The following is a 23150-nucleotide window of genomic DNA, read 5'->3' as shown; positions in this document are numbered from 1 at the left end:
TGAGTTGTGATGGGGGAACCGTGTTTACCGAGTCGTGTCCACGGCCGGACCGGGGCCTCACACCCGGCCCGTAGGCTGAACGGGTGGTCGCCCCCGCTGTGACGTCGGAAACCGACACCTCGATCGCGCTGCCGTCCCGACGCCGCCGCGCCGCCCCCGTGCTGATCCGGCTGGCCGCCGCCCTCGCCGGCGGCGGCATCTTCTACGCCAGCTACCCGCCGCGCACCCTCTGGTACCTCGCGCCGCTGGCGTTCGCCCTGCTGGCGTTCTCGCTGCGGCACCGCAGCGCCCGCGGCGGCTTCCTCTACGGCCTCGCGTTCGGCCTCGCGTTCGTGATGCCGCTGCTGACCTGGCTGCAGAGCTTCCTCGGCGCCGACTTCGGCCCGTTCCCGTGGATCGGCCTGTCGTTCGTGGTCTCGCTGTACATGGCGATCGCCGGCGCGGTGATGGCCGTGGTCAGCAAACTGCGCGGCGGCCCGGTGTGGATGGCCTCGGCGTTCATGGGCAGCGAGGTCCTGCGCACCTACTTCCCGTTCGACGGCTTCCCCTGGGGCAAGGTCGCCTACGGCCAGCCCGAGGGCTTGTTCCTGCCGCTGGCCGCGATCGGCGGCACCATGCTGCTCGGCTTCGCCGTCGTCGTCACCGGCACCGGCCTCACCGAGCTCGTGGTGCGTTGGCGGGCCGGCGACCGCCGCCGCGCCCTGGTGCTGCCGGTGATCCTGATCGTGCTGCCGGTGGTCGCGGGAGCGGCGAGCTGGTCGCTGGTCGGCACCGACGCCCAGGCCGGCACCCGCACCGTCGCGATCATCCAGGGCAACGCCCCCGACGACGGCATCAACCTCATGTACGACACGCCGATCCTGCGCCGCAACCACCTCGCCGCCACCGAGAAGCTGGCCGCCGACATCAAAGCCGGCCGCGTCACCAAGCCCGACATCGTCGTGTGGCCCGAGGTCGCCACCGACCTGGAGCCCGACCCCCGCTACGACAGCGAGCTGTCCCAGGCCATCCGCGACGTCGGCGTGCCGTTCCTGATCGGCGGCCGGCTCATCGAGAACCCCACCACCATCCAGAACGTCGTGCAGGTGTGGGACCCGAACACCGGACCCGGGGACCGCTACGCCAAGCGGAAGCTGGTGCCGTTCGCCGAGTTCATCCCGCTGCGCGAGATCTCCGCCGCGGTCACCCCGTTCGTCGCCGACACCCGCGACATGATCCCCGGCACCCAGCCCGGCGCCCTGGCCATCGACAACACCACCGTCGGCGTGGCCATCTGCTACGAGGTCGCCTACGACCAGGTGGTCGGCGACGCCGTGCGCGCCGGTGCGACAATGCTCGCCGTCCCCACCAACAACGCCTGGTACGGGCCCGGTGAGATGAGCTACCAGCAGCTGGCCATGTCCCGGGTCGCGGCGGTGGAGTACGGCCGCGCCGTGGCGGTCTCCGCGACCAGCGGCGTGAGCGCCATCGTCCAGCCCGACGGCACCGTCACCCGGCAGAGTGAGCTGTACACGGCCGCGACGCTGGTGGCGTCAGTGCCGCTGCGGACGACCGCTACGCTGGCCACCCGGCTCGGCGCATGGCCCGAATGGGTGGCGTCCGTGACCGGTCTGGCCGCCTTGGCGCTGGCCATCGGCGCACGCCTGCGCAAGCGGTCGGCGCCGGCACGAACTGACGACACGAGTACATCGGAAGAGGATCTTTGATGGCGGACCAGTCGGACACCCGCGCGGAGCTCGGCCAGGTGCTGGTGGTGATCCCCACCTACAACGAGCGGGAGAACCTGGGCCCCATCGTCGCCCGCCTGCACGAGGCACTGCCCGAGGTGCACGCCCTCGTCGTCGACGACGGCAGCCCCGACGGCACCGGCGAGCTCGCCGACCAGATGGCCGCCGCCGACGAGCGCGTGCACGTGCTGCACCGCACCGAGAAGGCCGGCCTCGGCGCCGCCTACGTCGCCGGCTTCGGCTGGGCCCTGGAGCGCGACTACGGCGTCATCGTCGAGATGGACGCCGACGGTTCGCACGGGCCCGAGGACCTGCCCCGCCTGCTCGACGCCCTCACCGACGCCGACCTCGTGCTCGGCTCCCGCTACGTGCCCGGCGGCCGCGTGGTCAACTGGCCCAAGTACCGCGAGCTCATCTCCCGCGGCGGCGGCCTCTACTCCCGCCTCGCGCTGGGCGCCAAGATCCGCGACATCACCGGCGGCTTCAAGGCCTTCCGCCGCGAGGTCCTCGAGAAGATCAACATCCAGTCGGTGGCCTCGCAGGGCTACTGCTTCCAGATCGACCTGACCTGGCGCACCATCGAGGCCGGCTTCGAGGTCGTCGAGGTGCCCATCACCTTCACCGAGCGCGCCATCGGCCAGTCCAAGATGAGCGGCAACATCGTGCGCGAGGCCCTGTGGCGCGTCACCAAGTGGGGCGCCCGCCGCCGCCTTGAGCAGGTCGGCCTCATCAAGCGCTGACCACGCGGTCCCGGGCCGACCGCCCAGGCCGAGTCTGTCGGTGGCGTGGCCGGCCGACGGCATCAAGCGCTAGCTCGGTCCTCAGACACGAGATCACCCCCTGGCCGCGGCGGCCAGGGGGTGATCTTTACTTCGTGGCGGGCTCGGAGTGGATCCCTCGCGTCCGGTGTCGACCGGGCGGTGGGGCGGATGCGGTCGGTGGCCTCGTGCGGGGACCACCCGCGCCGCGGTCCGCCCGTCGCTCAGGCGGTGCGGGTGCGGCGGCCCTTGAGCTCCTCGAGGCGCTCGGTGAGCAGTTCCTCCAGCTCCGGGATGCTGCGACGCTCCAGCAGCATGTCCCAGTGCGTGCGCGGGGCCTTGATCTTCTTCTGCTCCGGCTCGTTGCCGTCCATGATCTTCGACTCAAGGCCGTGCAGTCGGCACTCCCAGACCGGCGGGATCTCGGCGTCGTCGGAGAACGGCACCTCGAAGTCGTGCCCCTTCGGGCACGCGTACCGCACCGACCGGCGCGGCGCGAGGTCGTGGTTGCGGTCGGTCTCGTAGCTGACCGCACCGAGCCGGCTACCACGCAGAACGCGGTCGGCCATGACGGTGTCCTTTCGCTCGGCTCGGGGCTTGACGCCCCGGGTTGTGCTTACCGAGTGCAACGACGGGACTGGTCCAATCGTTCCCCGGTGAGGGGTTTCGGCACCCAGGGTGACGTCGTTCACGTGTCAACCAGAGTGTCCCGTCTCAGGGATGCAATCGGTCGGACGTCGTGACGCGTTATCCAGCCACCGAGTGCAACTATCACTCGTTCAGCCTAGTCCGAGCCGCATTCCGCCGACTCGGCCGGCCAGCTGACTGCATTCCGCAACCAAGCGTGCCGGCAAGACCATCAATGAGTGACATTTTTCCCGTCTTCTGATGACAGAGCGTAGCATATGTGGCCAACGCTAAGCGGTTACTGGCCCGTGACGACGCCCGGAACCTGCCCGAACGACAGCGCCACGACGCGCGAACGCGCACAAACGCGCATCCCAACCCGCCTCGCACCGGCGTCCATGGTGGCGCAGCGGCCGCGGGCATACCGCTCGAGTCTGCGCCCGAGACCCCGGGCACTGCCAGGGCCGAAGTGCTCCACGCCGAGCGCCTCCCGCCTCGACCACTGCCGATCACTCTGATCGCCCTGGTCGCCGCCAGTCCGCAGGGCCTCCGCGTTGAGCACCTCCCGCCGCCACGCTGCATCGATCACCGCGAGTACCCGCCCTTCGCTGTCCGTCAAACCCGAACGCCGGCCCTGGAGTCGGCTGTCACATCGCGCTGTAAGACCCTTTCGCGGTTTCAGGTCTTACATGCGCGGGAGGTGGTCAGGCCGGGCCGGGTTCGCCACGTCCAGCCTGGGGGCCGGCCCGCTGCCGCGCCCTCAGGTCAGGCTGAGCTGAGCGGGGGACACCGGCTCGGCGGCAAGCTCGCCGAGCCGGAAATGCCGGCGGCACAGCACCTGGTAGCGGACCTCGTCGGCGTGGTCGGTGTCGGCCACCAGCACGGTGTCGCCCTCGCGCAGCACCCGGCCGCCGCTGACCCGGGCATTGAACCGGCCCGGCAGACCGCACCAGCACAACACCTCCACCTGCACCGGGTTGAGCTCGTCGGCCAGCTCGAACAGCCGCCGCGCGCCGGGGAACATGCGGCTGCGGAAGTCGGTGGCGATGCCGAAGCAGTACACGTCCACCTGCGCGTCGTCGGCGAGCTCGGCCAGCTGCTCGACCTGCTCGGTGGACAGGAACTGGGCCTCGTCGACCACGAGGTAGTCCACCCGCTGCCCCTCGGCCCACCGCGACCGGACCAGCCGGCGCAGGTCGTCGCCGTCGGCGACCTCGGTGGCCTGCCGGCTGATGCCGATCCGGCTGGAGATCTGCGGCCGGCCCGAGCGGTCGTGGCGGACCAGCACCAGGCCGTGGCGGCCCTGGCGGGCCTGGTTGTGGTCGATCTGCAGGGCCAGCGTGGACTTCCCGCAGTCCATCGGCCCGAAATACCAGCGGATCCGGCCGGTCTGCGGTGCGCAGCGGCGCGCACCCGCCGCGGGCACCGAGGACAGCGCGTCGGTGGCGTCGATGATCGATCCGGGTTCGCTCACGGCGGGTGACCCTAACGGGTGCGACACTGGCCCCGTGGACCGGCGTATCCACCGGGACGTTCGGGTCGACGGGGTCGTGCAGGGCGTCGGCTTCCGGCCCTACGTGCACGCCCTGGCCACCCGCCTGCGGCTGGCCGGGCGGGTCGGCAACGACGTCGCCGGCGTCTTCGTGGAAGTCGAAGGCGCGCCGGCCGATGTGGGCGAATTCCTGACGCTGCTGGAGCGTGACGCGCCGCCGCTGGCCCGCATCGAGCGCGTCCGCGTGAGCGAGTCGCCGCCGCGGGGGCTGTCCGGCTTCGAGATCGCCCTCAGCGACGCCCACGGTGTCCGCAACACCCTCGTGTCGGCCGACTCCGCGACGTGTGACGACCGCCTGCGCGAGCTGTTCGACCCGGCCGACCGCCGCTACCGGTACCCGTTCGTCAACTGCACCAACTGCGGCCCCCGCTTCACCATCGTCCGCGACGTCCCCTACGACCGGCCGCTGACGACGATGGCCGGCTTTCCGATGTGCGGGCCGTGCCGGGCGGAGTACGACGATCCCCGCGACCGCCGGTTCCACGCCCAACCCACCTGCTGCCCCGACTGTGGCCCGAGTCTGACGCTGGGCGAGGCCTCGGACCCCATCGCCGAGGCGGTTCGGCGGCTGCGGCGCGGGGAGGTGCTCGCGATCAAGGGCCTCGGCGGCTACCACCTGGCGGTCGTGGCATCCCATCCGACGGCGGCGGCTGAGCTGCGGGCCCGAAAGCACCGTGAGGACAAGCCGTTCGCCGTCATGTGTACGGACGTGGAGCAGGCCCGGGAGCTGTGTGCGGTCGACGAGCAGTCGCTCCGCGACCTGACGAGCCATCGGCGGCCGATCGTGCTCATGCCGCGGCTGGCCGATGCCCCAGTGGCCCAGGCGGTGGCACCAGGGAACCGGCATCTGGGGCTGATGCTGCCGTACACGCCGCTGCATCACCTGCTGCTCCGTGACCTGGCCGAACCGATGGTGCTGACCAGCGGCAACCTGTCCGAAGAGCCGATCGCCTACCGCGACCCGACGCCACTGGCCGGCATCGCCGACGCGGTGCTCGACCACAATCGGCCCATCCACATCCGCGCCGACGACTCCGTCGTCCGAGCCGGCGCGCTGCTGCGCCGCTCCCGTGGCTACGCGCCGGAGCCGGTGCCGCTGGCCCGCCGCTGCCGTCAGCCGGTGCTGGCCTGCGGCGCGGAGCTGAAGAACACGTTCTGCCTGGCCAAGGACGACCACGCCTTCGTCTCCCACCACATCGGCGACCTGGAGAACCTGGAGACCTACCGGTCGTTCACCGAGGGCATCGAACACTTCTCCCGCCTGTTCGAGATCACGCCGCGGGTGGTGGCCCACGACCTGCATCCCGACTACCTGTCCACCAAGTACGCGCTCGGGCTGGACGGGGTGGAGCTCGTCGGCGTGCAGCACCACCATGCGCACATCGCCTCGTGCCTGGCCGACAACCGTGAGGCCGGGCCGGTGATCGGGGTGGCCTTCGACGGCACCGGCTACGGCCCCGACGGCACCATCTGGGGCGGCGAGTTTCTACTCGCCTCCCTCGACGACTTTGAGCGGATCGGGCATCTGGCCGCCGTGCCCATGCCCGGTGGCGCCGCCGCGATCCGTCAGCCGTGGCGCATGGCCGCTGCTTACCTGGGCACCGAGATCCGCGGCTGGCATCCGGACTGGGAAACCGTGGTATCCATGGCACGCAAGGGAATCAACTCGCCGCTCACCTCCAGCGCCGGTCGCCTGTTCGACGCCGCCGCCGCGCTGCTCGGCGTCCGCGACGAGATCAACTACGAGGGTCAGGCCGCCGTCGAGCTCGAACAGCTTGCCGATCCCACCATCACTGATGCCTACCCGGTCCGCATCGATGAGCTGATCGTGCAAGGCGTTGACCTGCTGCGGGCCATCCTCGACGACCGCGGCACACCCCGCCCCGTGATGGCCGCCCGCTTCCACAACGGCGTCGCCGCCGCCATCCTCGACGGCTGTCAGCAGGCCCGTGATCGCAGCGGGTTGAGCACCGTGGCGTTGTCGGGCGGGGTCTTCCAGAACGTGCTGCTCCACACCCGGGCGGTGAACCTGTTGGCCGACAACGGCTTCCGGGTGCTCACCCATCGGCGTGTGCCCACGAACGACGGCGGCATCAGCCTTGGCCAGGCCGCCATCAGTGCCTGTCGCTGACCGCCTCCAGGGCCGCCAAGCCGTTGTCGAAGGCAGTCCGGTTCTTTCAGAGCGTCTGGATCGTGGCAGGCGTGGCGAATATATAGATCGGCCGAGCCCAGGACGTCGCGGCCTTCCTGTCCCACGGCACGCGCCCGAACCCCAATCCGGACCTGTACAGGGTGTGTCATAATCACATGCAAAGATCCAAGTTAGGGCTATCGTGATCCCGAGACATCGGAGGACGATATGGGCGAGATTTCGTTGGATGACTTGCTTCTCCGACAGGAACAAGCCACTCAATCATCGAGGGTTACCATCGAATCGATTCCAGACGATTTGGATCATGTCAAGGTCACGCCATATTCGGTAACCCCGGGATGTCACTGTGTCGATTCACTGGTGTTGCCCAAGAGTAGTGTCATGCGAATAACGGAGACCGGGGACACGCATGTCTGCTGCGGCAAGCAACTTGTTGTCGTCGAGGTGGAATTCGCCGAACCGGTGGTGGCGGACATTCTGCGACAGTTGACCGATCGCGCGAATGAGCGGGGAGTGTCCGCCGTCAGTGGTGGGATGCCGTATGCGCCGCCCTCGGTGCGGTTCATGGCAAGCGATTCGAGCAACTTGGGGACGGCGAGAATTCAGGCTCCACCAAACATTAGCACTGGTTTGGCCGGCACGGGTGCATGGCCGGACCCGGGTTGCGCAATCGCGTTGGCGACCTGCCTGCGTTATGGCTGCGATCCGCGCGATCAGCGTTGCCAGTGTGAATGCTCAAGTGCGTATTCCGTCTGCATGGGCTGGGGTCCGATCCGATGTGATATGTATCCACCCTATTACGGACGGTGATGCAGGCCCTCGATGCCATCCCGGCGTTGATCAGAGTAGGAGGGCGGCGTGGCGGAGGGCGAGGGCGAGAACGGCGGCGCCGGCGGGGGTGACGGGCTCGGAGCGCAGGAAGCGCGAGACGGCGTCGGGGGTGAACGGCGCGGCGTCGGGCAGGGAGTCGACGACGGAGACGGTGAGGATGCTGGCGGAGAGGGGCAACGGGTCGAGGCCGACGCCGAGGTAGAAAGAACTACCGTCGAACAGGTGCGGCAGGTCGGCGCCGGCGGGCGGTAACTGGCCGGTGGGAGGGGCGAAGTAGCCGTCTCGGCTCACGAGCAGGGTCTGCACGTCCGGGATGACCGACCGGCCACACAGGTCGAAAGGATCGCCGAGGCGGTCCCGGAAAGCGGTGCCGCCGCCGCAGAACTCGTGGGCCAGGGCCTCGGCGGTGTCGAGCCGGTCGAACAGACTGCCTGGTCCGAAGGTCAACTGCGGGCCGGCGACGGTCAACAGCCGGTAGCAGGAGCGGTTTTCCACAGGCTCGACGGACGCGATGGCGGCGCTGTAGGTCACGAAGCCGAAAGGCAGGAAATCCGGGGCGGGCACGGAGAACGGCGGGGAAGCGGCCCATGACAAGCGCAGATCGGCGGCCGGCACAGGCGAGGACGGCACGGACAACGCCAGGAAAGGCGAGCCCGGCACCAGCCGTGACGCGGGATAACGCTGGGCGGCCAGCAACGACAGCGCCCCGCGGGACTGGTCGAGCAGCCGTCGAACGGCGATCCACTGTTCTACCGGCACGGCCACGACGAGCAGTCTGTCAGAGATCGTCCACGCCGACGGCGGCCAGTAGCTCCAACGGCAGCTCCCGATCCCCCTGCCCAAGGGCCAACCCCACCCACCGACCGGACCCCGGCGGACGCCACACGTGCATGCTGCCGGCCAGGTTGCACAGGGTTTCGAACGGCTCGGCGACCGGCCCGTCGGCCTCAAGACAAGGGGCGAGCGACACCGCGGCAGATGAGCCCCATCGGGCAGTCAGAAGGGTGGCCAACGAGTCGAGCTCGGCCTGAAACGCCCGGCGGGCGGCCGCCTGCGGCGAGTCCCGGCTGGCCCGAAGCACGACCAGATGGTGCGACGGACCGCTGGAGTCGCCGCCGACAACCCGCGGCGCGGCGGGAAACGGTCGGGCGACCAACGCCTCAACGGCCGCCAGGTGCAGCACCAAGGCGCTCACCGGCGTTCGAGCTCCTCGGCCCGGCGGATGTCCTTGGGACGACCGACCGCACGACGCATGAGCACGAGGTCGTCGCGGCGCAGGTAGTGCACCACCAGACCGTCCACATCGGACACAGACAGGGCCCGTTCGAGGAACGAGCCCACGTCCAGCGACCCCCACGGCAGCGCCGGCGTGCAGAGATCACCACTGGCGGACACTGACGAGAACTGGACCTTGGGCAGTGCGAACGCCGCCGGAGCCAACGCGACGGGCCGCAGATCGTCGTCGACCACCGAAGCGCCGACCGACGAGAACGCGGCAACCAGAGCCGGCGCCTGAGCGGGGGAGCCGTCCCACAACAGGTCGAGGTCCCCGGTCAGCTCGACAGAGCCGTGCAGGATGCCGGCGACCTGCCCGATCACCACGACCCGCGCCCCGGCGGCATGCACGGCCCGCAGCAGCGGGAACGGGTCGAAGCCGACCGCGCTGTCGGTGGCGATGGTGCCGGCCACGTCGTCGGCGTCGTCATGGCCCAGACCGGTGGCCGGGCGGTCAAGGGTCACTGCGCCGGTTCGCGCCACCGCGTCCCGCAACAAGTCCAAGGGGCTCATCCGATCATGCAACATCACCGGCGAACCCCACCGCACCCGGTTTTGCGGTGCCATCCTCGACCGATGCGGCGGATGTGGCGGATCCTGCTCGGCCTGGGCCTGCCCGTCCTCTACGCGGGCCTGGTGCTGGCCTACGCGTGGAACCTGGTCGACGGCCCGCCCGAACTGGTCAGGGCGGTGCTGGGCATCGCGATCATCCTCGCGGTCCTGCTGACCGGCTTCGCGTTCATCGTCTTCACCGCCGCATCCGGCTTCGCCATCAGCATCGCCCTGGCCATCGTCGCCGGCATTGCCCTGTTCGGCACGGGCGTGGCCGGCCTCGACGAGCTGGTCCTGCACGAACGCGGCCACGACGTCACGTGCACGGTCACCGGCGTCACCGAAACCTCCATCGGCTACGCCCCGGCCGAGCACTACGCGCTGAACTGCGACGGCGGCCACCCCACCGACTACACCAGCGGCAGCGACGACCTCACGGTCGGCCAGCAGGTCGAGATCCGCTACGACCCGACCGGCACCGCCGACACCACGCTGTCCAGCAACGCCGCCGACGGCCACGTCCTGCTCACCATCGCCGCCGTGGCCCTCGCCCTGTTCCTGTTCACGGGAGCAGTGACAGCCAGTCGTACCAGTCGGCCAAGCCGTCCCCGGTCCGAGCCGACACCTGGAACACCGGGGCGTGCGGATTGACCTGGCGCAGGCAGCGCAGGAAGCGGTCGACCGAGAAGTCCAGGTACGGCAGCAGATCCACCTTGTTCAGCAACACGACATCGCCGGTACGCACCAGATGCGGGTACTTCAGCGGCTTGTCCTCGCCCTCGGTCACCGAAAGGATCACCACCCGCCCGGTCTCGCCCAGGTCGAACAGCGCCGGGCAGACCAGGTTGCCGACGTTCTCCACGAACACCACCGACCCGGCCACCGGGTCGAGCTCGGCCAGCGCCTTGCGGACCATCACCGCGTCCAGGTGACACCCGGCCCCGGTGTTGACCTGCACCGCCGGCACACCAGTGGCCCGGATCCGGTCGGCGTCGAACGCGGTCTCCTGGTCGCCCTCGATCACCGAGCACGGCACGCCCAGCTCCCGCACGGTCCGCTCCAGCAGCGTGGTCTTGCCGGAACCGGGGGAGCTCATCAGGTTGTAGGCCCGCACGTCGATGCCGGCCAGCCACTCCCGCACGTGGGCGGCCAGGTGGTCGTTGCGGGCCAGCAGCCGCTCCTCCAGGTTGATCACCGTGCCGTGGGAGTGGTCCTCACACCCGCACGTCGCGCACATCGGGCTCCACCTCCACAGCTTTGATCAACAACTCGGTACCGACGAGCACCTCGACGTCGCTGGACCCGCACGGGCACAACAGGATCGGGTCGTCGGTGGCGAACTCCACGGCACAGTCCCGGCAGCGCGCCCGCCCGCCGGGCTCCACGATCTCCAGCCGCGCGCCGGCCACCGACGTCCCGGCCACGACCAGGTCGAAGCAGAACCGCACGGAGTCGACCACGACCCCGGACAACTTGCCGATCTCCAGCCGCACCATCACCACCCGGCGCGAGCCCAGGCGCGCGGTGATCGCCTCGACGACGCCCTGGGTCAGCGACAGCTCGTGCATGTCAGCAGATCCGGGGCAGGGGATCGCCGACGAGCATGTCCACGATCCGGGTCCCGCCGAACGCCGTGTTGAGCAGCACCATGCCCGGCTGCTCGGCCGAGACCCGCCCGATGATCGCCGCCTCCGCGCCCAACGGGTGCCGCCGCAGCGCCGCCAGCGCGGAAGAAGCCTGGTCACCGGCGACGGCCGCGACGAACCGGCCCTCGCACGCCACGTACAGCGGATCGATGCCCAGCAGCTCTGAGGCGCCGCGAACCTCGGCCCGCACCGGGATGGCGTTCTCGTCGACCACCACCGACACCTGCGCGTCGACGGCGATCTCGTTGAGGATCGTCGCGACCCCGCCGCGTGTGGCGTCCCGCATCGCGTGCACACCGCCGCACGCCGCCAGCAGCTCGGCGATCAGCCCGTTCAACGGGGCGGTGTCGGAGACCAGGTCGGCTTCGATGTCGAGCTCGCCGCGAGCCAGCATGATGGTCACGCCGTGCTCGCCGACCGGCCCGGAAACCAAGATCGCATCTCCGGGCTGAACTGCCGAAACACCAAAGTCGGAAGTACCTTCCACGATGCCGATGCCGGCCGTGTTGATGAAGCAGCCGTCGGCCTTGCCGCGCTGCACGACCTTGGTGTCGCCGGTGACGATCGTGACGCCGGCCCGGTCGGCCGCGGCCCGCATCGAGGCCACGATCCGGGTCAGGTCGGCGATCGGAAAGCCCTCCTCCAGGATGAACCCGCAGGTCAGGTACAGCGGCGTCGCCCCGGACACGGCCAGGTCGTTCACGGTGCCGTTGACCGCCAGATCCCCGATGTCCCCGCCGGGAAAGAACAGCGGCGACACGACATAGGAATCCGTGGTCAGCGCCAGCCGCGCGTCGCCGACCCGCAGCCGGGCGGAGTCCTCCAGCGGCGCCAGCAGCGGATTGCCGAACCCCGCCAGGAACACCGCCTCGATCAGGGTGTGGGTGGCCTTGCCGCCGGCGCCGTGCGACAGCGTGATCCGCTCTTCCCGCACCTTGGCCGGCCGCCGCCGCTGGCGTTCGATCCGGTCCAGCACCTGCTGCTCGCGGTCGATCATCCGATCGTCACCTCCTGCACGCGCTGCCGGCTGAACCGGCCGAAGTTGTAGTACGCGGCGCAGGCGCCCTCGGGCGAGACCATGCAGGTGCCGATCGGCGTCTCCGGCGTGCAGGCGGTGCCGAACACCTTGCACTCCCACGGTTTCAGCACGCCCTTGAGCACCTCGCCGCACTGGCAGGCCTTCGGATCGGCCACCCGCACCCCGGGCACCGAGAACCGGGTCTCGGCGTCGAACCGGGCATAGGCGTCACGGATGCGCAGCGCCGAGTGGGAGATGAAGCCCAGGCCGCGCCACTCGAAGTACGGCCGCAGCTGCATGGTCTGGTTGATCACCCGCAGCGCCACCGGGTTGCCCTGCCACGGCACCACCCGCGAGTACTGGTTCTCCACCTCGGAGCGGCCCTCGTGCAGCTGGAGCATGAGCATGTAGATCGACTGGAGGATGTCCAGCGGCTCGAACCCGGCCACCACCACCGGCTTTCCGTAGGAAGCGGCGATGAACTCGTACGGGCGGCAGCCGATCACCGTGGACACGTGCCCAGGCCCGATGAAGCCGTCCAGCCGCAGGTCAGGGGAGTCCAGGATGGCCTTGATGGCCGGGATGATCGTCACGTGGTTGCAGAACACCGAGAAGTTCTCCAGCCCCTCGGCGGCCGCCCGCAGCACCGTCATCGCGGTGGACGGCGCGGTCGTCTCGAACCCGATGGCCATGAACACCACCTGCCGGTCCGGGTTCTGCCGGGCCAGCTTCAGCGAGTCCAGCGGCGAGTACACCATGCGGATGCTGGTGCCCTCGGCGTTGGAGTCGAAGAAGTTCCCGCCGCTGCCCGGCACCCGCATCATGTCCCCGAACGAGGTCATCAGCACGTCGGGACGGCGGGCGATGTGGATGGCGTCGTCGACCCGGCCCATCGGGATCACGCACACCGGGCAGCCCGGCCCGTGCACCAGCTGCACCTGCTCGGGCAGGTAGTCCTCGAGTCCGTGCTTGTAGATGGTGTGGGTGTGGCCGCCGCAGACCTCCATGAACTTGTAACGACGGCCCGGCGCGCACAACCCGGCGATCTTCGAGGCCAGCGCCCGTGCCTTCTCGGCGTCACGGAACTCGTCGACGAAACGCACGGCTCACTCCTCGATCCGGGAGGCGGCCAGCGCGGCCATCTCGTCCTCGTAGGCCTTGCCGATGGACTCCAGGAACTCCATCGCCGCCCGCGCCTCGCCCTCGTCGATCTTGGACAGCGCGAAGCCGACGTGGATGAGCACCCAGTCGCCCGGCGCCACGTCCTCGCCCTCCAGCAGGCCGATGTTGATGGCCCGCTTCACCCCGGACACGTCCACCTTGGCCAGGTCGGGCCGGTCGGCGAGGATCTCGATGACCTCACCGGGAATGCCAAGGCACATCACACACCTCCACGAGTTCGAGCACCGCCCGCACGGCCGCGTCGACCGCGGCCGCGACCGGTGGGGACAGTCCGATGTGGTCGGTCACGCTGGCCGGCTCGCAGCCCACCAGCAGCACCCGCGGACACGAGCCGCCGAGCATCGCCAGCAGCTGCATCACGACGTCGGGCTGCATGCCATGGGCGTCGATAGCGCCGGCAGGTTCACTGACAGGGTCGAGTTCGACGACGTACACCGTGCCGGGGACGTCGCCGCGGGAGGTGGCGTCGACCAGGATCGTCGTGTCGTAGCCGTCGAGCAGGTCGAACGCCAGATGCAGCCCCGAGACGCCGTAGTCGCGGACCTGCACGCCTTCCGGCAGGTCCACAGTGGACAGACGCTTGGCCACCTCGACGCCGAAGCCGTCGTCGCCGAGGAAGATGTTGCCGACGCCCGCGATCAGCACGTTCACAGCGGCTCCACCTCCTCGGCCGAGAAGTAGCGGAACCGCCCGTAGGACGGGTCGAGGTCGCCGTCGATCGTCACGGCCACATGCAGGTCGCCGTCCACGTCGTGCAGCACGGCCTGCACGGTGGCTTCCCGCCCGCGCAGGAACATGTCCTGCGCGTCGGCCCGCCGCAGCCCCGGCCGCAGCCGCACCCGCGAACCCCGCGCCACCCGCACGCCGTCGACGATCACGCTGTCCGTGTCGGGATCCACACTCGAGTCGGCCCCCGGATCCCACCAGGGCTGCTCCTGCTCCGTGACCGACCGCAGGTAGCGGATCGTGCCGTGCAGGCGGTCCAGCAGCTCCGGCGGCATCGCGTCGACCCGGTCCACGATCGCCGCCGCCCGCGGATCGGTGGCCCGGGCCTGGCGTTTCTCCTCGTCGGTCAGGGCCATCGTGCGCAGGGTGAGGATCTCGTCGATCTCCAGGCCGTCGAACAGCTCGCCGGCGCTCTCCCGGGCGATGGACGGGTAGTCGTAGAGGATGATCGGCGAGGACAGCACGGTGTCGTCCGAACCGACCAGCACCGGCCACGTGCGCTCGCAGCGGCACTCGGCCACCGCCGGCTTGGCCCACTCCGGCGGGTCCACCATCGACACGAACCGCCCGCCCGTCACCGACATCATCGAGTGCGCGGCGATCAACGCATGCCGCAGTGCTTCATCTCTTCGGACCTCGTCACGGGAGGTCCCGGAGCACCCGGACACATTCGCCACGGTGACGGAAAGCCGCGACGCCCCGTACGGCCCCGGCAGGGCATCGGCACGCAGCGTGAGAGTCCCGGACAGCGGCCACCGCCGCCGCACCAGACGTACCGAATCCGACAGCTGCTCCTCCACGGAAGCGCCGTCGATCAGGAACGGCACGGTGTTGTCGCCGCCCAGCAGGTCGGCGAACCGCAGCACGGCGTCGACCTCCTGTTCCACGGCCTCGTCCCACGTCGTCCACTCCGTGCCGTCCACCACTGCCGACGGCACCTCGACGCCGTCGACGACGACCGTGCGGGCCTGGAGCTGCAAAAAACGCACCCGCACGTGCAGGGAGCTGTGCAGCGACGGCTCCACCAGCAGCTGCGTCACGGAGTTGGACGCCTCCTCGGGAAAGCCAGGCGGCATCAGCACACCGAACTGCCAGCGCAGCTGGTTCTTCACCGCCGACGCCCGATACGGGTAGAGCAGGTATCCCTCGTACAGCACGGCATCGGCGACCGCTCGGGCCTGCTCCAGGCTCACGGCGACGCCTCCTTCAGCAGCGCCCGGATGGCGTCGTCCCAGGTGGGGATGGCGTGCGCCGACTTGTAGCGCAGCATCGCGTCGATGGTGTCGCGGTCCAGCCGGATCCAGGAGCCGTGCGGGAAGTAGGCGTCCATGAGCTCCCGCCACACCGTCACCGGCATCCGGTACGTCGCCTGCTGGTGCCAGGGGATCGGATGGACCCAGAAGCCCTTGTCGCCCTTGGCGAACACTGTGCCGGAGAACAGCAGGACCATTGGCACCTCACCGCCGTCGAGGGCATGGAAGTACTTGCCGGCGGCCACCTCCAGGTCGTAGGTGCACGGCACCTCCAGCTCGACCTCGATGGCCCCGGTGAAACTGGGCACCATCACCGACGCGGCGGTGAACTGCATCGGCTTGAGCGTCTCGCCCCACCGCGACCGGTCCCCGAACAGGTAGGCCAGCAGCTCGGCCTCGTGCTCGGCGTAGTGCCGCAGCTGCGGCTCGATGCGGATCTGCACGCGCAGCGCGATCGCGTGCACGGCGGCCGCGTTGACCTCGGCGATGTGCAGCCGGAACACCAATGCGGGCCCCACGCCGTAGCGCAGGGGCCGCACGTCCAGGCACTCGAAGGCCAACTCAGCCATGAGCCCGCAGGTCCTCGAAGAAGGCGTCGATCTCCCGCCACGCTTCGGTGCCGCCGTCGAAGCCCTTCCAGTTCAGGCGCACCAGGCCGACCAGCCGGTAGCAGGCGTCGATCGGCACCAGGAAACCCTCGAACCGATCCCCGTCCACGTTCACCAGCAACGCCTCGACATCCGCCTCCAACTCGGCCAACACCGGGTTGTCGGTCACCAGCCGGTCCCACGACTCCAACGCCAGCAGGCACTCGGTCGCGCCGGCCGGGCTCGGGTAGAACGCCACCGGCGCGCCCCGCTCGGAGTTGGTGAACACGAACGCCATCCGCACCGGGATACCGGCCGACTCCCACCATGCCGCGCCGCCGGCCAGCTCCGGCAGGTGCACGTAGCGCTCGGGGATCGCCCGGTGCTTGCCGGCGGCGCCGTGCGTGAACAGCAGATAGCACGGCCGGCACGCGCACAGGATGGCCCGCGACTCCACGTTCACCACGTGCGAGTGCTCGGCGTCGACCGGGCGCGCGCACAGCTCGCACCGCTCCTCCGGCTCCGCCGGAGGAGGCCGCCGCGCGAAACGCCGCAGGCCACCTTGTTGCGCGACACGGGTCATGCCGGCACCGCCACCCGGATCGTGCCGTCAGAAGCCAACAGCGGCAACGGATCCAGATGCCCGTCGCCGCTGACCGCCCGACCGGCGGCCACCACGTCGTAGGAAGCCCCACACGACGGGCACGACAACAGCCGCCCGTCGAAATGCCCACCGGACAACGCCCCCTGACACCCCGCGCAGCGATCCCGGTACGCGTACAGGGTGCCGGCGGCGTTGCACACCACCGTCGCCTCGCCCCGAGCCCGTGCCGACGACACGGCCCCGGGCGCGACCATGTCGGCCTCGCCCAGCTCCACCCACGACGCCTTGTCCGCCGTCGCGAGCGGCAGCAGCGGCCGCCCACCCGGCCCGGTCGGCGCCGGCACGACGCCTTCCACGTCGATCCGCACGATCTCCGGCGCCGCGTGCTCGATGGCCTGTTCGATCGCCAGCTTCACGGTGACCATGGAGGAGGGGCAGCCGTCGCAGCTGCCCCCGAGGGCCAGCCGCAGCACCCCGTCGTCGGTGATCTCCACGAAACTGACGTCGCCCGCGTGCGACCCCAGGTACGGCCGCACGCCGTCCAACGCGTGCTGGACCCGCTGCTCGAGGCCGTGCGGGTGCAGGTCGTGCACCACCAGCACCCCCGACACCAGCGGATCGGCGGCCAGCCGCTCCAGCACCGGATCCGGCGTCAGCTCCACCACCCGTTCCAGCGCGGTCCCGTAGAACTCCACGACCGTGCGGACCAGCTCCTCGGCCCGCGCGGCCAGCGCCGGGTCGGACAGCGCCTCGAACTCGGCCAGCAGCCGCTCGACCCGGTCGCCCACCTCACCCGCGGACGCCATCGGTTCACGCGCCCATGAACGCGTGCGGGGTGTGCATCGTGTCGATCACCTTGCCGGTGGACAGGTTCATGTGGACCCCACACGGCAGGCACGGGTCGAAGCTGCGCACCGCGCGCATGATGTCGATGCCCTTGAAGTTCTCCTGGCTGTTCTCCTCGAAGATCGGCGTGTTCTGCACCGCGTCCTCGTACGGGCCGGGCGTGCCGAAGGAGTCACGGACGCTGCCGTTCCACGGCGTCGGCGGGTACGGGTGGTAGTTGGCGATCTTGCCGCCGCGGATGACCATGTGGTGCGACAGCACGCCCCGCACCGCCTCGGTGAACCCGCAGCTGATCGCCTCGTCCGGGACGGTGAACTTCTCCCACGTCTTGGTGTGGCCGCCGCGGATCTCGGCCAGCGCCTGCTCCACGAAGTGCAGCGCCAGCCCGGCGGAATAGGCCTGGAAGTAGGTGCGGGCCCGGTTGCGCTCCAGCGCGTTGCTCCACTGGGGAATCTTCCACTCGAAGTGCGCCTCGGGTTTGGTCGCGGTGCGCGGCAGGTCGATGCGGACAGAGTGCCCGGTGGCGTTCACGTACGGCGTGTGCACCAGATCGGCCAGCGCCGTCGTCCACAGCCGGGCGATCGGGCCGCCGCCGGTGTCCAGCGCCAGGTGGTCGGTGCCGTCGAACCAGCGCGGCGACATCGTCCACGAGTACTTGTCGTCGAAGTCCCGCTTGGCCGGCCGCGGGATGGTGTGCTGGTTCCACGGGTGCCGGCGGTCCACCGGGTTGCCCAGCGGATCGGCCGTCACGAACATCTCCTGGTCTTCCCAGTCCTCGTAGAACGAGGAGCCGAGCAGGATCCGGATACCCAGGTTGATGTCGACCAGCGACGTGGTCACCAGCTTGCCGTCCACGACCACACCGGGCGTGACGAACATCTTGCGGCCCCAGTCGGCCATGTTCCGGTAGGAGAAGTCGCAGAACGCCGGGTCGTTGAGCGACCCCCAGCAGCCCAGCAGCACGCGGCGGCGGCCGACCTCCTCGTAGCCGGGCAGCGCCTCGTAGAAGAAGTCGAACAGGTCGTCGTGCATCGGCACGACCCGCTTCATGAACTCCACGTACCGCATCAGCCGCGTGAGGTAGTCGGTGAACAGCTGCACCGTCGCGACCGTGCCGACCCCGCCCGGATACAGCGTGGACGGGTGCACGTGCCGGCCTTCCATCAGGCAGAACATCTCCCGCGTCGACCGGGACACCTGAAGCGCCTCGCGGTAGAACTCGCCCTCCAGCGGGTTGAGCGACCGCATGATGTCGCCGATGGTGCGGTAGCCGTGCTCGCCGGCATGTGCGGACTCGGTCCGGTCGGCCAGCTCCAGCACGCCCGGGTTGGTCTCGCGCACCATCCGCTCGCAGTAGTCCACCCCGACCAGGTTCTCCTGGAAGATGTTGTGGTCGAACATGTACTCGGCGGCCTCGCCCAGGTTGATGATCCACTCACCCAGGTGCGGCGGCCGCACCCCGTAGGCCATGTTCTGGTTGTAGACCGAGCAGGTGGCGTGGTTGTCGCCGCAGATGCCGCAGATGCGGCTGGTGATGAAGTGCGCGTCGCGCGGGTCCTTGCCCTTCATGAAGATGCTGTAGCCGCGGAACACCGACGAGGTGGAGTGGCACTCCACGACCCGTTTGGCCGCCCAGTCGATCTTCGTGTAGATGCCGAGGCTGCCCACGATCCGGGTGATCGGGTCCCACGACATCTCCACCAGGTTGTCAGCGGACGTGGTCATCGCGAGTCCCTCCTCAGCGCCAGGTCGAGGTGTAGCCGGTGTGCAGCTCCTTGCCTTTGGCCCGCCACTTGGGCTCGCGGTTGGCCTTGCGCAGCGTGATGCCGCGCAGCCGCCGGATCACCGACCCGTACGCGCCGCTGGCCGCGGCCGACACGCGTGCGCCGGGCGGCTCGTCCATGAACGGCATGAACTGGTCCGGGAAGCCGGGCATGGTGCAGCCGATGCAGATGCCGCCCACGTTGGGGCAGCCGCCGATGCCGTTGATCCAGCCCCGCTTGGGCACGTTGCACTTGACCACCGGGCCCCAGCAGCCGATCTTGACCAGGCAGCGCGGCGAGCCGTACTCGTCGGCGAACTGGCCCTGCTCGTAGTAGCCGGCCCGGTCGCAGCCCTCGTGCACGGTGTTGCCGAACAGCCACTGCGGCCGCAGCTGCTCGTCCAGCGGGATCATCGGCGCCTGCCCGGCGGCCAGGTAGAGCAGGTACAGGATGGTCTCGGACAGGTTGTCCGGGTGGATCGGGCAGCCGGGCACGCACACGATCGGGATGCCGGCCTTGGACTTCCAGTCCCAGCCCAGATAGTCCGGCACGCCCATGGCGCCGGTCGGGTTGCCGGCCATCGCGTGGATGCCGCCGTAGGCGGCGCACGTGCCCACGGCCAGCACGGCCAAGGCCTTGGGGGCCAAGCGGTCCAGCCACTCGCTGGTGGTCATCGGCTGGCCGGTGGCGGGGTCGTTGCCGAACCCGCACCAGTAGCCCTCCGACTTGATCGACTCGTTGGGGATCGATCCCTCCACCACGAGCACGAACGGCTCCAGCTCGCCGGCGTCGGCCTTGTGGAACCAGTCGATGAAGTTGTCCGCGCCCTGCACCGGACCGCACTCGAAGTCGATCAGCGGCCAGTGCACGGCGATCTTCGGCAGCCCCGGTAGGGCGCCGAGCACGATCTCCTCGATGGACGGCTGGGTCGCCGCGGTCAGCGCGACGGAGTCCCCGTCACAGCTCAGGCCGGCGTTGATCCAGAGAATATGGATGGGCTGCTCTTCCGTTGTGCTCACTGGTCATCACCCCTGAGCTGGTCGAGAACGAGTTCCCACAGCACGTGGTAGACGGTGGTCTGGGCCTCCTGCACCCGGTGCACGGAGGCCGACGGCACGGTGAACAGGTGGTCGATGCTGTCCAGCTCGGCCATCCGCCCGCCGCCGTAGCCGGCGATGCCCACCGTGAACAGCCCGCGCCGGCCCGCCTCGTCGAAGGCGGCCAGCAGATTGGCCGAGTTGCCGCTGGTGGACAGCCCCATCGCGATGTCGCCGGGCCGCGACAGCGCCGCGAGCTGCCGGGCGAACACCACGTCGAAGCCGATGTCGTTGGACAGCGCCGTCACCACGGCGATGTCGTTGGTCAGACAGAACGCCGGCAGCGGCCGCAGCCCGCCACCGGGGGACAGGAACAGGCCGGCGACCTCCTGCGCGTCGGTGGAGGAGCCGCCGTTGCCGAACGACAGCAGCCGCCCGCCGTCGGCGAACCGCTCGGCCATCTCCGTGGCGCAGCGCGCGATCCGGTCCCCATCGGCGGCCAGCACCTGCCGCCGCAGTGCGGTGATCTCCCGCGCCTTGGCCACCGTGGAGGCGCTGACCTGCGCCAGCACCGCGTCGAGATCGACCTTGTCGGCGTACAGGAAGGGATAGAGGGCTTCCACGTCGGTCATGCCGAACCCTCCTCGATGACGGCGATCGCCTCGCCGGCGTGCACGAGCACGGTGGCGCCGACCTGGGCGTCGACCAGGGCGACGCTGACCTCCTCCCGGCCCGACCCGGTGTCCACGACCGCGAGGTCGTCGGCCAGCAGCTCGACCACCGTGACTTCCACGGCGGTGTCGCCACAGGTGATGCAGCTGTTATCCGCACAGCCGCTTGAGTCACCCGATCCGGTGGTCATCGCAGCATCGCCGGCTCCAGGACTCCCGGCTGCTCGAAGAACACGTGCACCAGCTCCCACAGCACGTGGTACGTGGTGACGTGCACCTCCTTGACCACCCGCGGGTCGCCGGAGCGGGCCACCAGCACATGGTCGGCGGCCCGCTCGGCCACGACCCGGCCCCCGTCCCCGCCGACCAGCGCCACGGTCAGCATGCCCACGGCCCGCGCCTGCTCGAGGCCGCGCAGGATGTTGGGGCAGTCGCCGTCGACCGACAGCGCGAGCGCGATATCGGCGGGCTCGGCCAGGAACCGGATCTGGTGGGCGAAGACCTCGTCGATGCCGGCCCCGGTGGCCACGCCGGTCAGCGTGGCCACGTCCGAGGTCAGCGAGACGGCCGGCAGCGCCCGCTTGCCGACGATCACCGGGTGCACGAACTCCACGGCGACGTGCTGGGCGTCGGTGCAGGAGCCGCCGTTGCCGAACACCACGAGCTTGCCGCCGGCGTGGAAGCGCACGGCCATGGCGTGACAGGCGCGAGCGACGTCCTCGGCGTGCCCGGCCAGGTCGTCGACGGGGGCGGTGCGGCGTTCGAACAGCGCGCGCGGCGACGCGCTGCCGGGTGCCCGCGCCATGCGGGGTCACTTCCCTCGTGGTGGGAGGTAAAGCGGACAGTACTGTCCCACCCTAGAGCTGTTACCCAGATCACACAATGGGCTGTTGATTTTGGACGAAAGGTGTGATCACCGGCTCTGTTGCAGGGTGGCCGGCAGCTCGTTGCCGGCCGCGGTGATCGCCTTGCGCACGTTGACCAGCAGCAACAGCACCAGCCCGATGACGAAGAACGCGATCAGCGAGAAGATCGCCGACCGGTAGCTGCCGGTGTTCTGCAGCACCAGGCCGAACAGCAGCGGACCCAGCGCCGACGTGCCCGAGCTGGAGATCTCGAACAGGCTGAAGTACTCGGCCTCCTTGCCGGTCGGGATCATGCTGGCGAACATCGACCGCGACAGCGCCTGGCTGCCACCCAGCACCAGCGAGATCCCGATGGCCAGCAGGTAGAACTGCACCGGCTGGCCCGGTTCCAGGAAGTACGCCAGCGTGATCAGCACCGACCACACCACCAGCGACCCGGCCACCACCCGCTTGGCGCCCCAGCGCTGCGACAGCTTGCCCAGCAGCAGCGCCCCGCCGAACGAGGCGAACTGCACCAGCAGGATCGCCGACAGCAGGATGTTGTCCTTGAGCTGCAACTCGTTCTGCCCGTAGTCGGCGGCCAGCGTCGTGGTGGTGGCGATGCCGTCGTAGTAGACGAGATAGGCCAGCAGGAACAGCAGCGTCCACGGGTACAGCCGCAGATGCCGCAGCGTGTCCCCGAGCTCCTTGAAACCGGCCGTGATCGCCGAGCCGGCGGCCGGCGCGTGCTTGTCGGCCGTCATCGGCATCTTCCGCAGGATCACCGCCGGCACGATCATGAACGCCGCCCACCACACACCGGCGCTGCACAGCGACAGCCGGGCCAGCACCGAGCTGTCGTCGATCAGGAACGAGGCGACGAAGTTCAGCGCCAGCAACGAGCCGCCGCCCAGATAGCCCGCCGCCCAGCCGACCGAGGACACCGAGTCCCGCTCGTCCGGCCCGGCCAGCTCCGGCAGCAGCGAGTTGTAGACCACCCGCGCGCACTTGTAGGTCAGGAACGCCACCATGAACAGCGCCGACCCGAGGACCCAGTCGGTCAGCCCCACGAACACCATCGCCGCGCACGACAACGCGCCCAGATAGGCGAAGCCGAACAGCAGCTGCCGCTTGCGGCCGGTCCGGTCGGCGAACGCGCCGACGATCGGCATCAGCACGATCAGCAGCACCGAGCCCAGCGAGATGATGTAGGTGAACAGCGAGCCCGGCGCGATCGGGATGCCCAGCACGTGCAGCCGGCCGGTCTTGCCCACCGCGTGCTCGGCCACCGCCGGCAGATAGCGGCTCATGAACACCGCCAGCACCGTCGTCTCGAACACCTGCGCCGCCCAGCCGTAGCTGTACCAGCCGAAACGCAGCCGCTTGGTCGCCGGGTCGCCGGCCGCCCGTGTCGTGGCGTCAGTCATCGCTGCCTTCCGGCGTCGTCGTCGGGTGGAGCCGAACGGTATCGGTGATCATGGGCCGTCAGCCATGTGGG

General features: G+C 69.7%; 25 protein-coding genes. 4 read left to right on the top strand and 21 right to left on the bottom strand.

Annotated features, from left to right (window positions below; all coding sequences use genetic code 11):
• Window positions 1-83: 83 nt before the first annotated feature.
• The gene (lnt, locus tag M3Q35_RS11040; RefSeq protein WP_273941581.1) at window positions 84-1706 is read left to right on the top strand and encodes an apolipoprotein N-acyltransferase; all 1623 of its coding nucleotides are present in this window, start codon (window positions 84-86) and stop codon (window positions 1704-1706) included.
• Window positions 1706-2467: a polyprenol monophosphomannose synthase gene (locus tag M3Q35_RS11035; protein WP_273941580.1), complete on the top strand. Its 762-nt coding sequence runs from the start codon at window positions 1706-1708 to the stop codon at window positions 2465-2467. Before lnt ends, M3Q35_RS11035 begins: the two co-directional genes overlap by 1 nt.
• Window positions 2468-2709: 242 nt before the next feature.
• On the opposite strand, the gene M3Q35_RS11030 is transcribed toward M3Q35_RS11035, so the two are convergent.
• A complete protein-coding gene (locus M3Q35_RS11030; RefSeq protein WP_043714016.1) occupies window positions 2710-3054 on the bottom strand; it encodes an RNA polymerase-binding protein RbpA in 345 nt (114 codons plus the stop codon).
• 818 nt (window positions 3055-3872) lie between these two features.
• Window positions 3873-4586: a thymidine kinase gene (locus tag M3Q35_RS11025; RefSeq protein WP_273941579.1), complete on the bottom strand. Its 714-nt coding sequence runs from the start codon at window positions 4584-4586 to the stop codon at window positions 3873-3875.
• A 46-nt stretch (window positions 4587-4632) separates the two neighbouring features.
• On the opposite strand from M3Q35_RS11025, the gene hypF reads away from it, so the two are divergent.
• Window positions 4633-6795 (top strand): carbamoyltransferase HypF, encoded by a 2163-nt coding sequence (gene hypF / locus M3Q35_RS11020; protein WP_273944311.1) that lies wholly within the window; start codon window positions 4633-4635, stop codon window positions 6793-6795.
• Window positions 6796-7656: 861 nt separating this feature from the next.
• Here hypF and M3Q35_RS11015 read toward each other — a convergent pair.
• The 3 genes from M3Q35_RS11015 to M3Q35_RS11005 are packed head-to-tail and all read right to left on the bottom strand — an operon-like array spanning window position 7657 to window position 9435.
• The gene (locus M3Q35_RS11015; protein ID WP_273941578.1) at window positions 7657-8412 is read right to left on the bottom strand and encodes a hypothetical protein; all 756 of its coding nucleotides are present in this window, start codon (window positions 8410-8412) and stop codon (window positions 7657-7659) included.
• Window positions 8413-8425: 13 nt separating this feature from the next.
• Window positions 8426-8842, bottom strand: a complete 417-nt coding sequence (locus M3Q35_RS11010) for a hypothetical protein (RefSeq protein WP_273941577.1) — start codon at window positions 8840-8842, stop codon at window positions 8426-8428.
• A complete protein-coding gene (locus M3Q35_RS11005) occupies window positions 8839-9435 on the bottom strand; it encodes a hypothetical protein (RefSeq protein WP_273941576.1) in 597 nt (198 codons plus the stop codon). The genes M3Q35_RS11010 and M3Q35_RS11005 overlap by 4 nt, the downstream gene beginning before the upstream one ends.
• Before the next feature lie 63 nt (window positions 9436-9498).
• On the opposite strand from M3Q35_RS11005, the gene M3Q35_RS11000 reads away from it, so the two are divergent.
• A complete protein-coding gene (locus M3Q35_RS11000; protein ID WP_273941575.1) occupies window positions 9499-10125 on the top strand; it encodes a hypothetical protein in 627 nt (208 codons plus the stop codon).
• On the opposite strand, the gene hypB is transcribed toward M3Q35_RS11000, so the two are convergent.
• The 16 genes from hypB to M3Q35_RS10920 form a co-directional block, all read right to left on the bottom strand.
• A complete protein-coding gene (gene hypB, locus M3Q35_RS10995; RefSeq protein ID WP_273941574.1) occupies window positions 10037-10711 on the bottom strand; it encodes a hydrogenase nickel incorporation protein HypB in 675 nt (224 codons plus the stop codon). The genes M3Q35_RS11000 and hypB overlap by 89 nt on opposite strands.
• Window positions 10689-11042 (bottom strand): hydrogenase maturation nickel metallochaperone HypA/HybF, encoded by a 354-nt coding sequence (locus M3Q35_RS10990; protein ID WP_273941573.1) that lies wholly within the window; start codon window positions 11040-11042, stop codon window positions 10689-10691. Before M3Q35_RS10990 ends, hypB begins: the two co-directional genes overlap by 23 nt.
• Before the next feature lies 1 nt (window position 11043).
• The gene (hypE, locus tag M3Q35_RS10985; RefSeq protein ID WP_273941572.1) at window positions 11044-12117 is read right to left on the bottom strand and encodes a hydrogenase expression/formation protein HypE; all 1074 of its coding nucleotides are present in this window, start codon (window positions 12115-12117) and stop codon (window positions 11044-11046) included.
• Window positions 12114-13241 (bottom strand): hydrogenase formation protein HypD, encoded by a 1128-nt coding sequence (gene hypD, locus M3Q35_RS10980; protein ID WP_273941571.1) that lies wholly within the window; start codon window positions 13239-13241, stop codon window positions 12114-12116. The genes hypE and hypD overlap by 4 nt, the downstream gene beginning before the upstream one ends.
• 3 nt (window positions 13242-13244) lie before the next feature.
• The gene (locus M3Q35_RS10975) at window positions 13245-13520 is read right to left on the bottom strand and encodes a HypC/HybG/HupF family hydrogenase formation chaperone (protein ID WP_273941570.1); all 276 of its coding nucleotides are present in this window, start codon (window positions 13518-13520) and stop codon (window positions 13245-13247) included.
• Window positions 13498-13965: a hydrogenase maturation protease gene (locus tag M3Q35_RS10970; RefSeq protein WP_273944310.1), complete on the bottom strand. Its 468-nt coding sequence runs from the start codon at window positions 13963-13965 to the stop codon at window positions 13498-13500. The genes M3Q35_RS10975 and M3Q35_RS10970 overlap by 23 nt, the downstream gene beginning before the upstream one ends.
• Window positions 13966-13967: 2 nt before the next feature.
• Window positions 13968-15239 carry a hypothetical protein gene (locus M3Q35_RS10965; protein ID WP_273941569.1) on the bottom strand — a complete coding sequence of 424 codons (1272 nt, stop codon included), beginning with the start codon at window positions 15237-15239 and terminating at the stop codon, window positions 13968-13970.
• The gene (locus M3Q35_RS10960; protein ID WP_273941568.1) at window positions 15236-15868 is read right to left on the bottom strand and encodes a DUF6084 family protein; all 633 of its coding nucleotides are present in this window, start codon (window positions 15866-15868) and stop codon (window positions 15236-15238) included. The genes M3Q35_RS10965 and M3Q35_RS10960 overlap by 4 nt, the downstream gene beginning before the upstream one ends.
• Complete coding sequence (locus tag M3Q35_RS10955; protein WP_273941567.1) at window positions 15861-16469, bottom strand: DUF5947 family protein; 609 nt, start codon at window positions 16467-16469, stop codon at window positions 15861-15863. Before M3Q35_RS10955 ends, M3Q35_RS10960 begins: the two co-directional genes overlap by 8 nt.
• Window positions 16466-17296, bottom strand: coding sequence for a NifU family protein (locus M3Q35_RS10950; RefSeq protein ID WP_273941566.1), 831 nt, complete (start codon window positions 17294-17296; stop codon window positions 16466-16468). The genes M3Q35_RS10955 and M3Q35_RS10950 overlap by 4 nt, the downstream gene beginning before the upstream one ends.
• A gap of 4 nt (window positions 17297-17300) precedes the next feature.
• Window positions 17301-19061, bottom strand: coding sequence for a nickel-dependent hydrogenase large subunit (locus tag M3Q35_RS10945; protein ID WP_273941565.1), 1761 nt, complete (start codon window positions 19059-19061; stop codon window positions 17301-17303).
• A gap of 13 nt (window positions 19062-19074) precedes the next feature.
• Window positions 19075-20118 (bottom strand): NADH-quinone oxidoreductase subunit B family protein, encoded by a 1044-nt coding sequence (locus M3Q35_RS10940; RefSeq protein ID WP_273941564.1) that lies wholly within the window; start codon window positions 20116-20118, stop codon window positions 19075-19077.
• Window positions 20115-20768 (bottom strand): D-sedoheptulose-7-phosphate isomerase, encoded by a 654-nt coding sequence (locus tag M3Q35_RS10935; RefSeq protein ID WP_273941563.1) that lies wholly within the window; start codon window positions 20766-20768, stop codon window positions 20115-20117. The genes M3Q35_RS10940 and M3Q35_RS10935 overlap by 4 nt, the downstream gene beginning before the upstream one ends.
• Window positions 20765-20998, bottom strand: coding sequence for a HypC/HybG/HupF family hydrogenase formation chaperone (locus M3Q35_RS10930; RefSeq protein ID WP_273941562.1), 234 nt, complete (start codon window positions 20996-20998; stop codon window positions 20765-20767). The genes M3Q35_RS10935 and M3Q35_RS10930 overlap by 4 nt, the downstream gene beginning before the upstream one ends.
• On the bottom strand, window positions 20995-21612 hold the full coding sequence (locus tag M3Q35_RS10925; RefSeq protein WP_273941561.1) for a D-sedoheptulose-7-phosphate isomerase: 618 nt from the start codon (window positions 21610-21612) through the stop codon (window positions 20995-20997). Before M3Q35_RS10925 ends, M3Q35_RS10930 begins: the two co-directional genes overlap by 4 nt.
• A gap of 108 nt (window positions 21613-21720) precedes the next feature.
• Window positions 21721-23079, bottom strand: coding sequence for an MFS transporter (locus tag M3Q35_RS10920; protein WP_273941560.1), 1359 nt, complete (start codon window positions 23077-23079; stop codon window positions 21721-21723).
• Window positions 23080-23150 lie beyond the last annotated feature (71 nt).

Origin of the sequence: Kutzneria chonburiensis (assembly GCF_028622115.1) — a bacterium.
In the GTDB taxonomy this organism is placed as follows: Bacteria; Actinomycetota; Actinomycetes; order Mycobacteriales; family Pseudonocardiaceae; genus Kutzneria; species Kutzneria chonburiensis.
The sequence above is the reverse complement of the archived record's forward strand: the minus strand, read 5'-3'. Positions and strand labels throughout refer to the sequence as shown.

Bases quoted from the DNA above. Each gene is read 5' to 3' on its own strand.
- M3Q35_RS11035 (WP_273941580.1), top strand. From the start codon at position 1,706: ATGGCGGACCAGTCGGACACCCGCGCGGAGCTCGGCCAGGTGCTGGTG.
- M3Q35_RS11030 (WP_043714016.1), bottom strand. From the start codon at position 3,054: ATGGCCGACCGCGTTCTGCGTGGTAGCCGGCTCGGTGCGGTCAGCTAC.
- M3Q35_RS11005 (WP_273941576.1), bottom strand. From the start codon at position 9,435: ATGAGCCCCTTGGACTTGTTGCGGGACGCGGTGGCGCGAACCGGCGCA.
- M3Q35_RS11000 (WP_273941575.1), top strand. From the start codon at position 9,499: ATGCGGCGGATGTGGCGGATCCTGCTCGGCCTGGGCCTGCCCGTCCTC.
- hypB (WP_273941574.1), bottom strand. From the start codon at position 10,711: ATGTGCGCGACGTGCGGGTGTGAGGACCACTCCCACGGCACGGTGATC.
- M3Q35_RS10990 (WP_273941573.1), bottom strand. From the start codon at position 11,042: ATGCACGAGCTGTCGCTGACCCAGGGCGTCGTCGAGGCGATCACCGCG.
- hypE (WP_273941572.1), bottom strand. From the start codon at position 12,117: ATGATCGACCGCGAGCAGCAGGTGCTGGACCGGATCGAACGCCAGCGG.
- M3Q35_RS10975 (WP_273941570.1), bottom strand. From the start codon at position 13,520: ATGTGCCTTGGCATTCCCGGTGAGGTCATCGAGATCCTCGCCGACCGG.
- M3Q35_RS10960 (WP_273941568.1), bottom strand. From the start codon at position 15,868: ATGGCTGAGTTGGCCTTCGAGTGCCTGGACGTGCGGCCCCTGCGCTAC.
- M3Q35_RS10955 (WP_273941567.1), bottom strand. From the start codon at position 16,469: ATGACCCGTGTCGCGCAACAAGGTGGCCTGCGGCGTTTCGCGCGGCGG.
- M3Q35_RS10950 (WP_273941566.1), bottom strand. From the start codon at position 17,296: ATGGCGTCCGCGGGTGAGGTGGGCGACCGGGTCGAGCGGCTGCTGGCC.
- M3Q35_RS10945 (WP_273941565.1), bottom strand. From the start codon at position 19,061: ATGACCACGTCCGCTGACAACCTGGTGGAGATGTCGTGGGACCCGATC.
- M3Q35_RS10935 (WP_273941563.1), bottom strand. From the start codon at position 20,768: ATGACCGACGTGGAAGCCCTCTATCCCTTCCTGTACGCCGACAAGGTC.
- M3Q35_RS10930 (WP_273941562.1), bottom strand. From the start codon at position 20,998: ATGACCACCGGATCGGGTGACTCAAGCGGCTGTGCGGATAACAGCTGC.
- M3Q35_RS10925 (WP_273941561.1), bottom strand. From the start codon at position 21,612: ATGGCGCGGGCACCCGGCAGCGCGTCGCCGCGCGCGCTGTTCGAACGC.
- M3Q35_RS10920 (WP_273941560.1), bottom strand. From the start codon at position 23,079: ATGACTGACGCCACGACACGGGCGGCCGGCGACCCGGCGACCAAGCGG.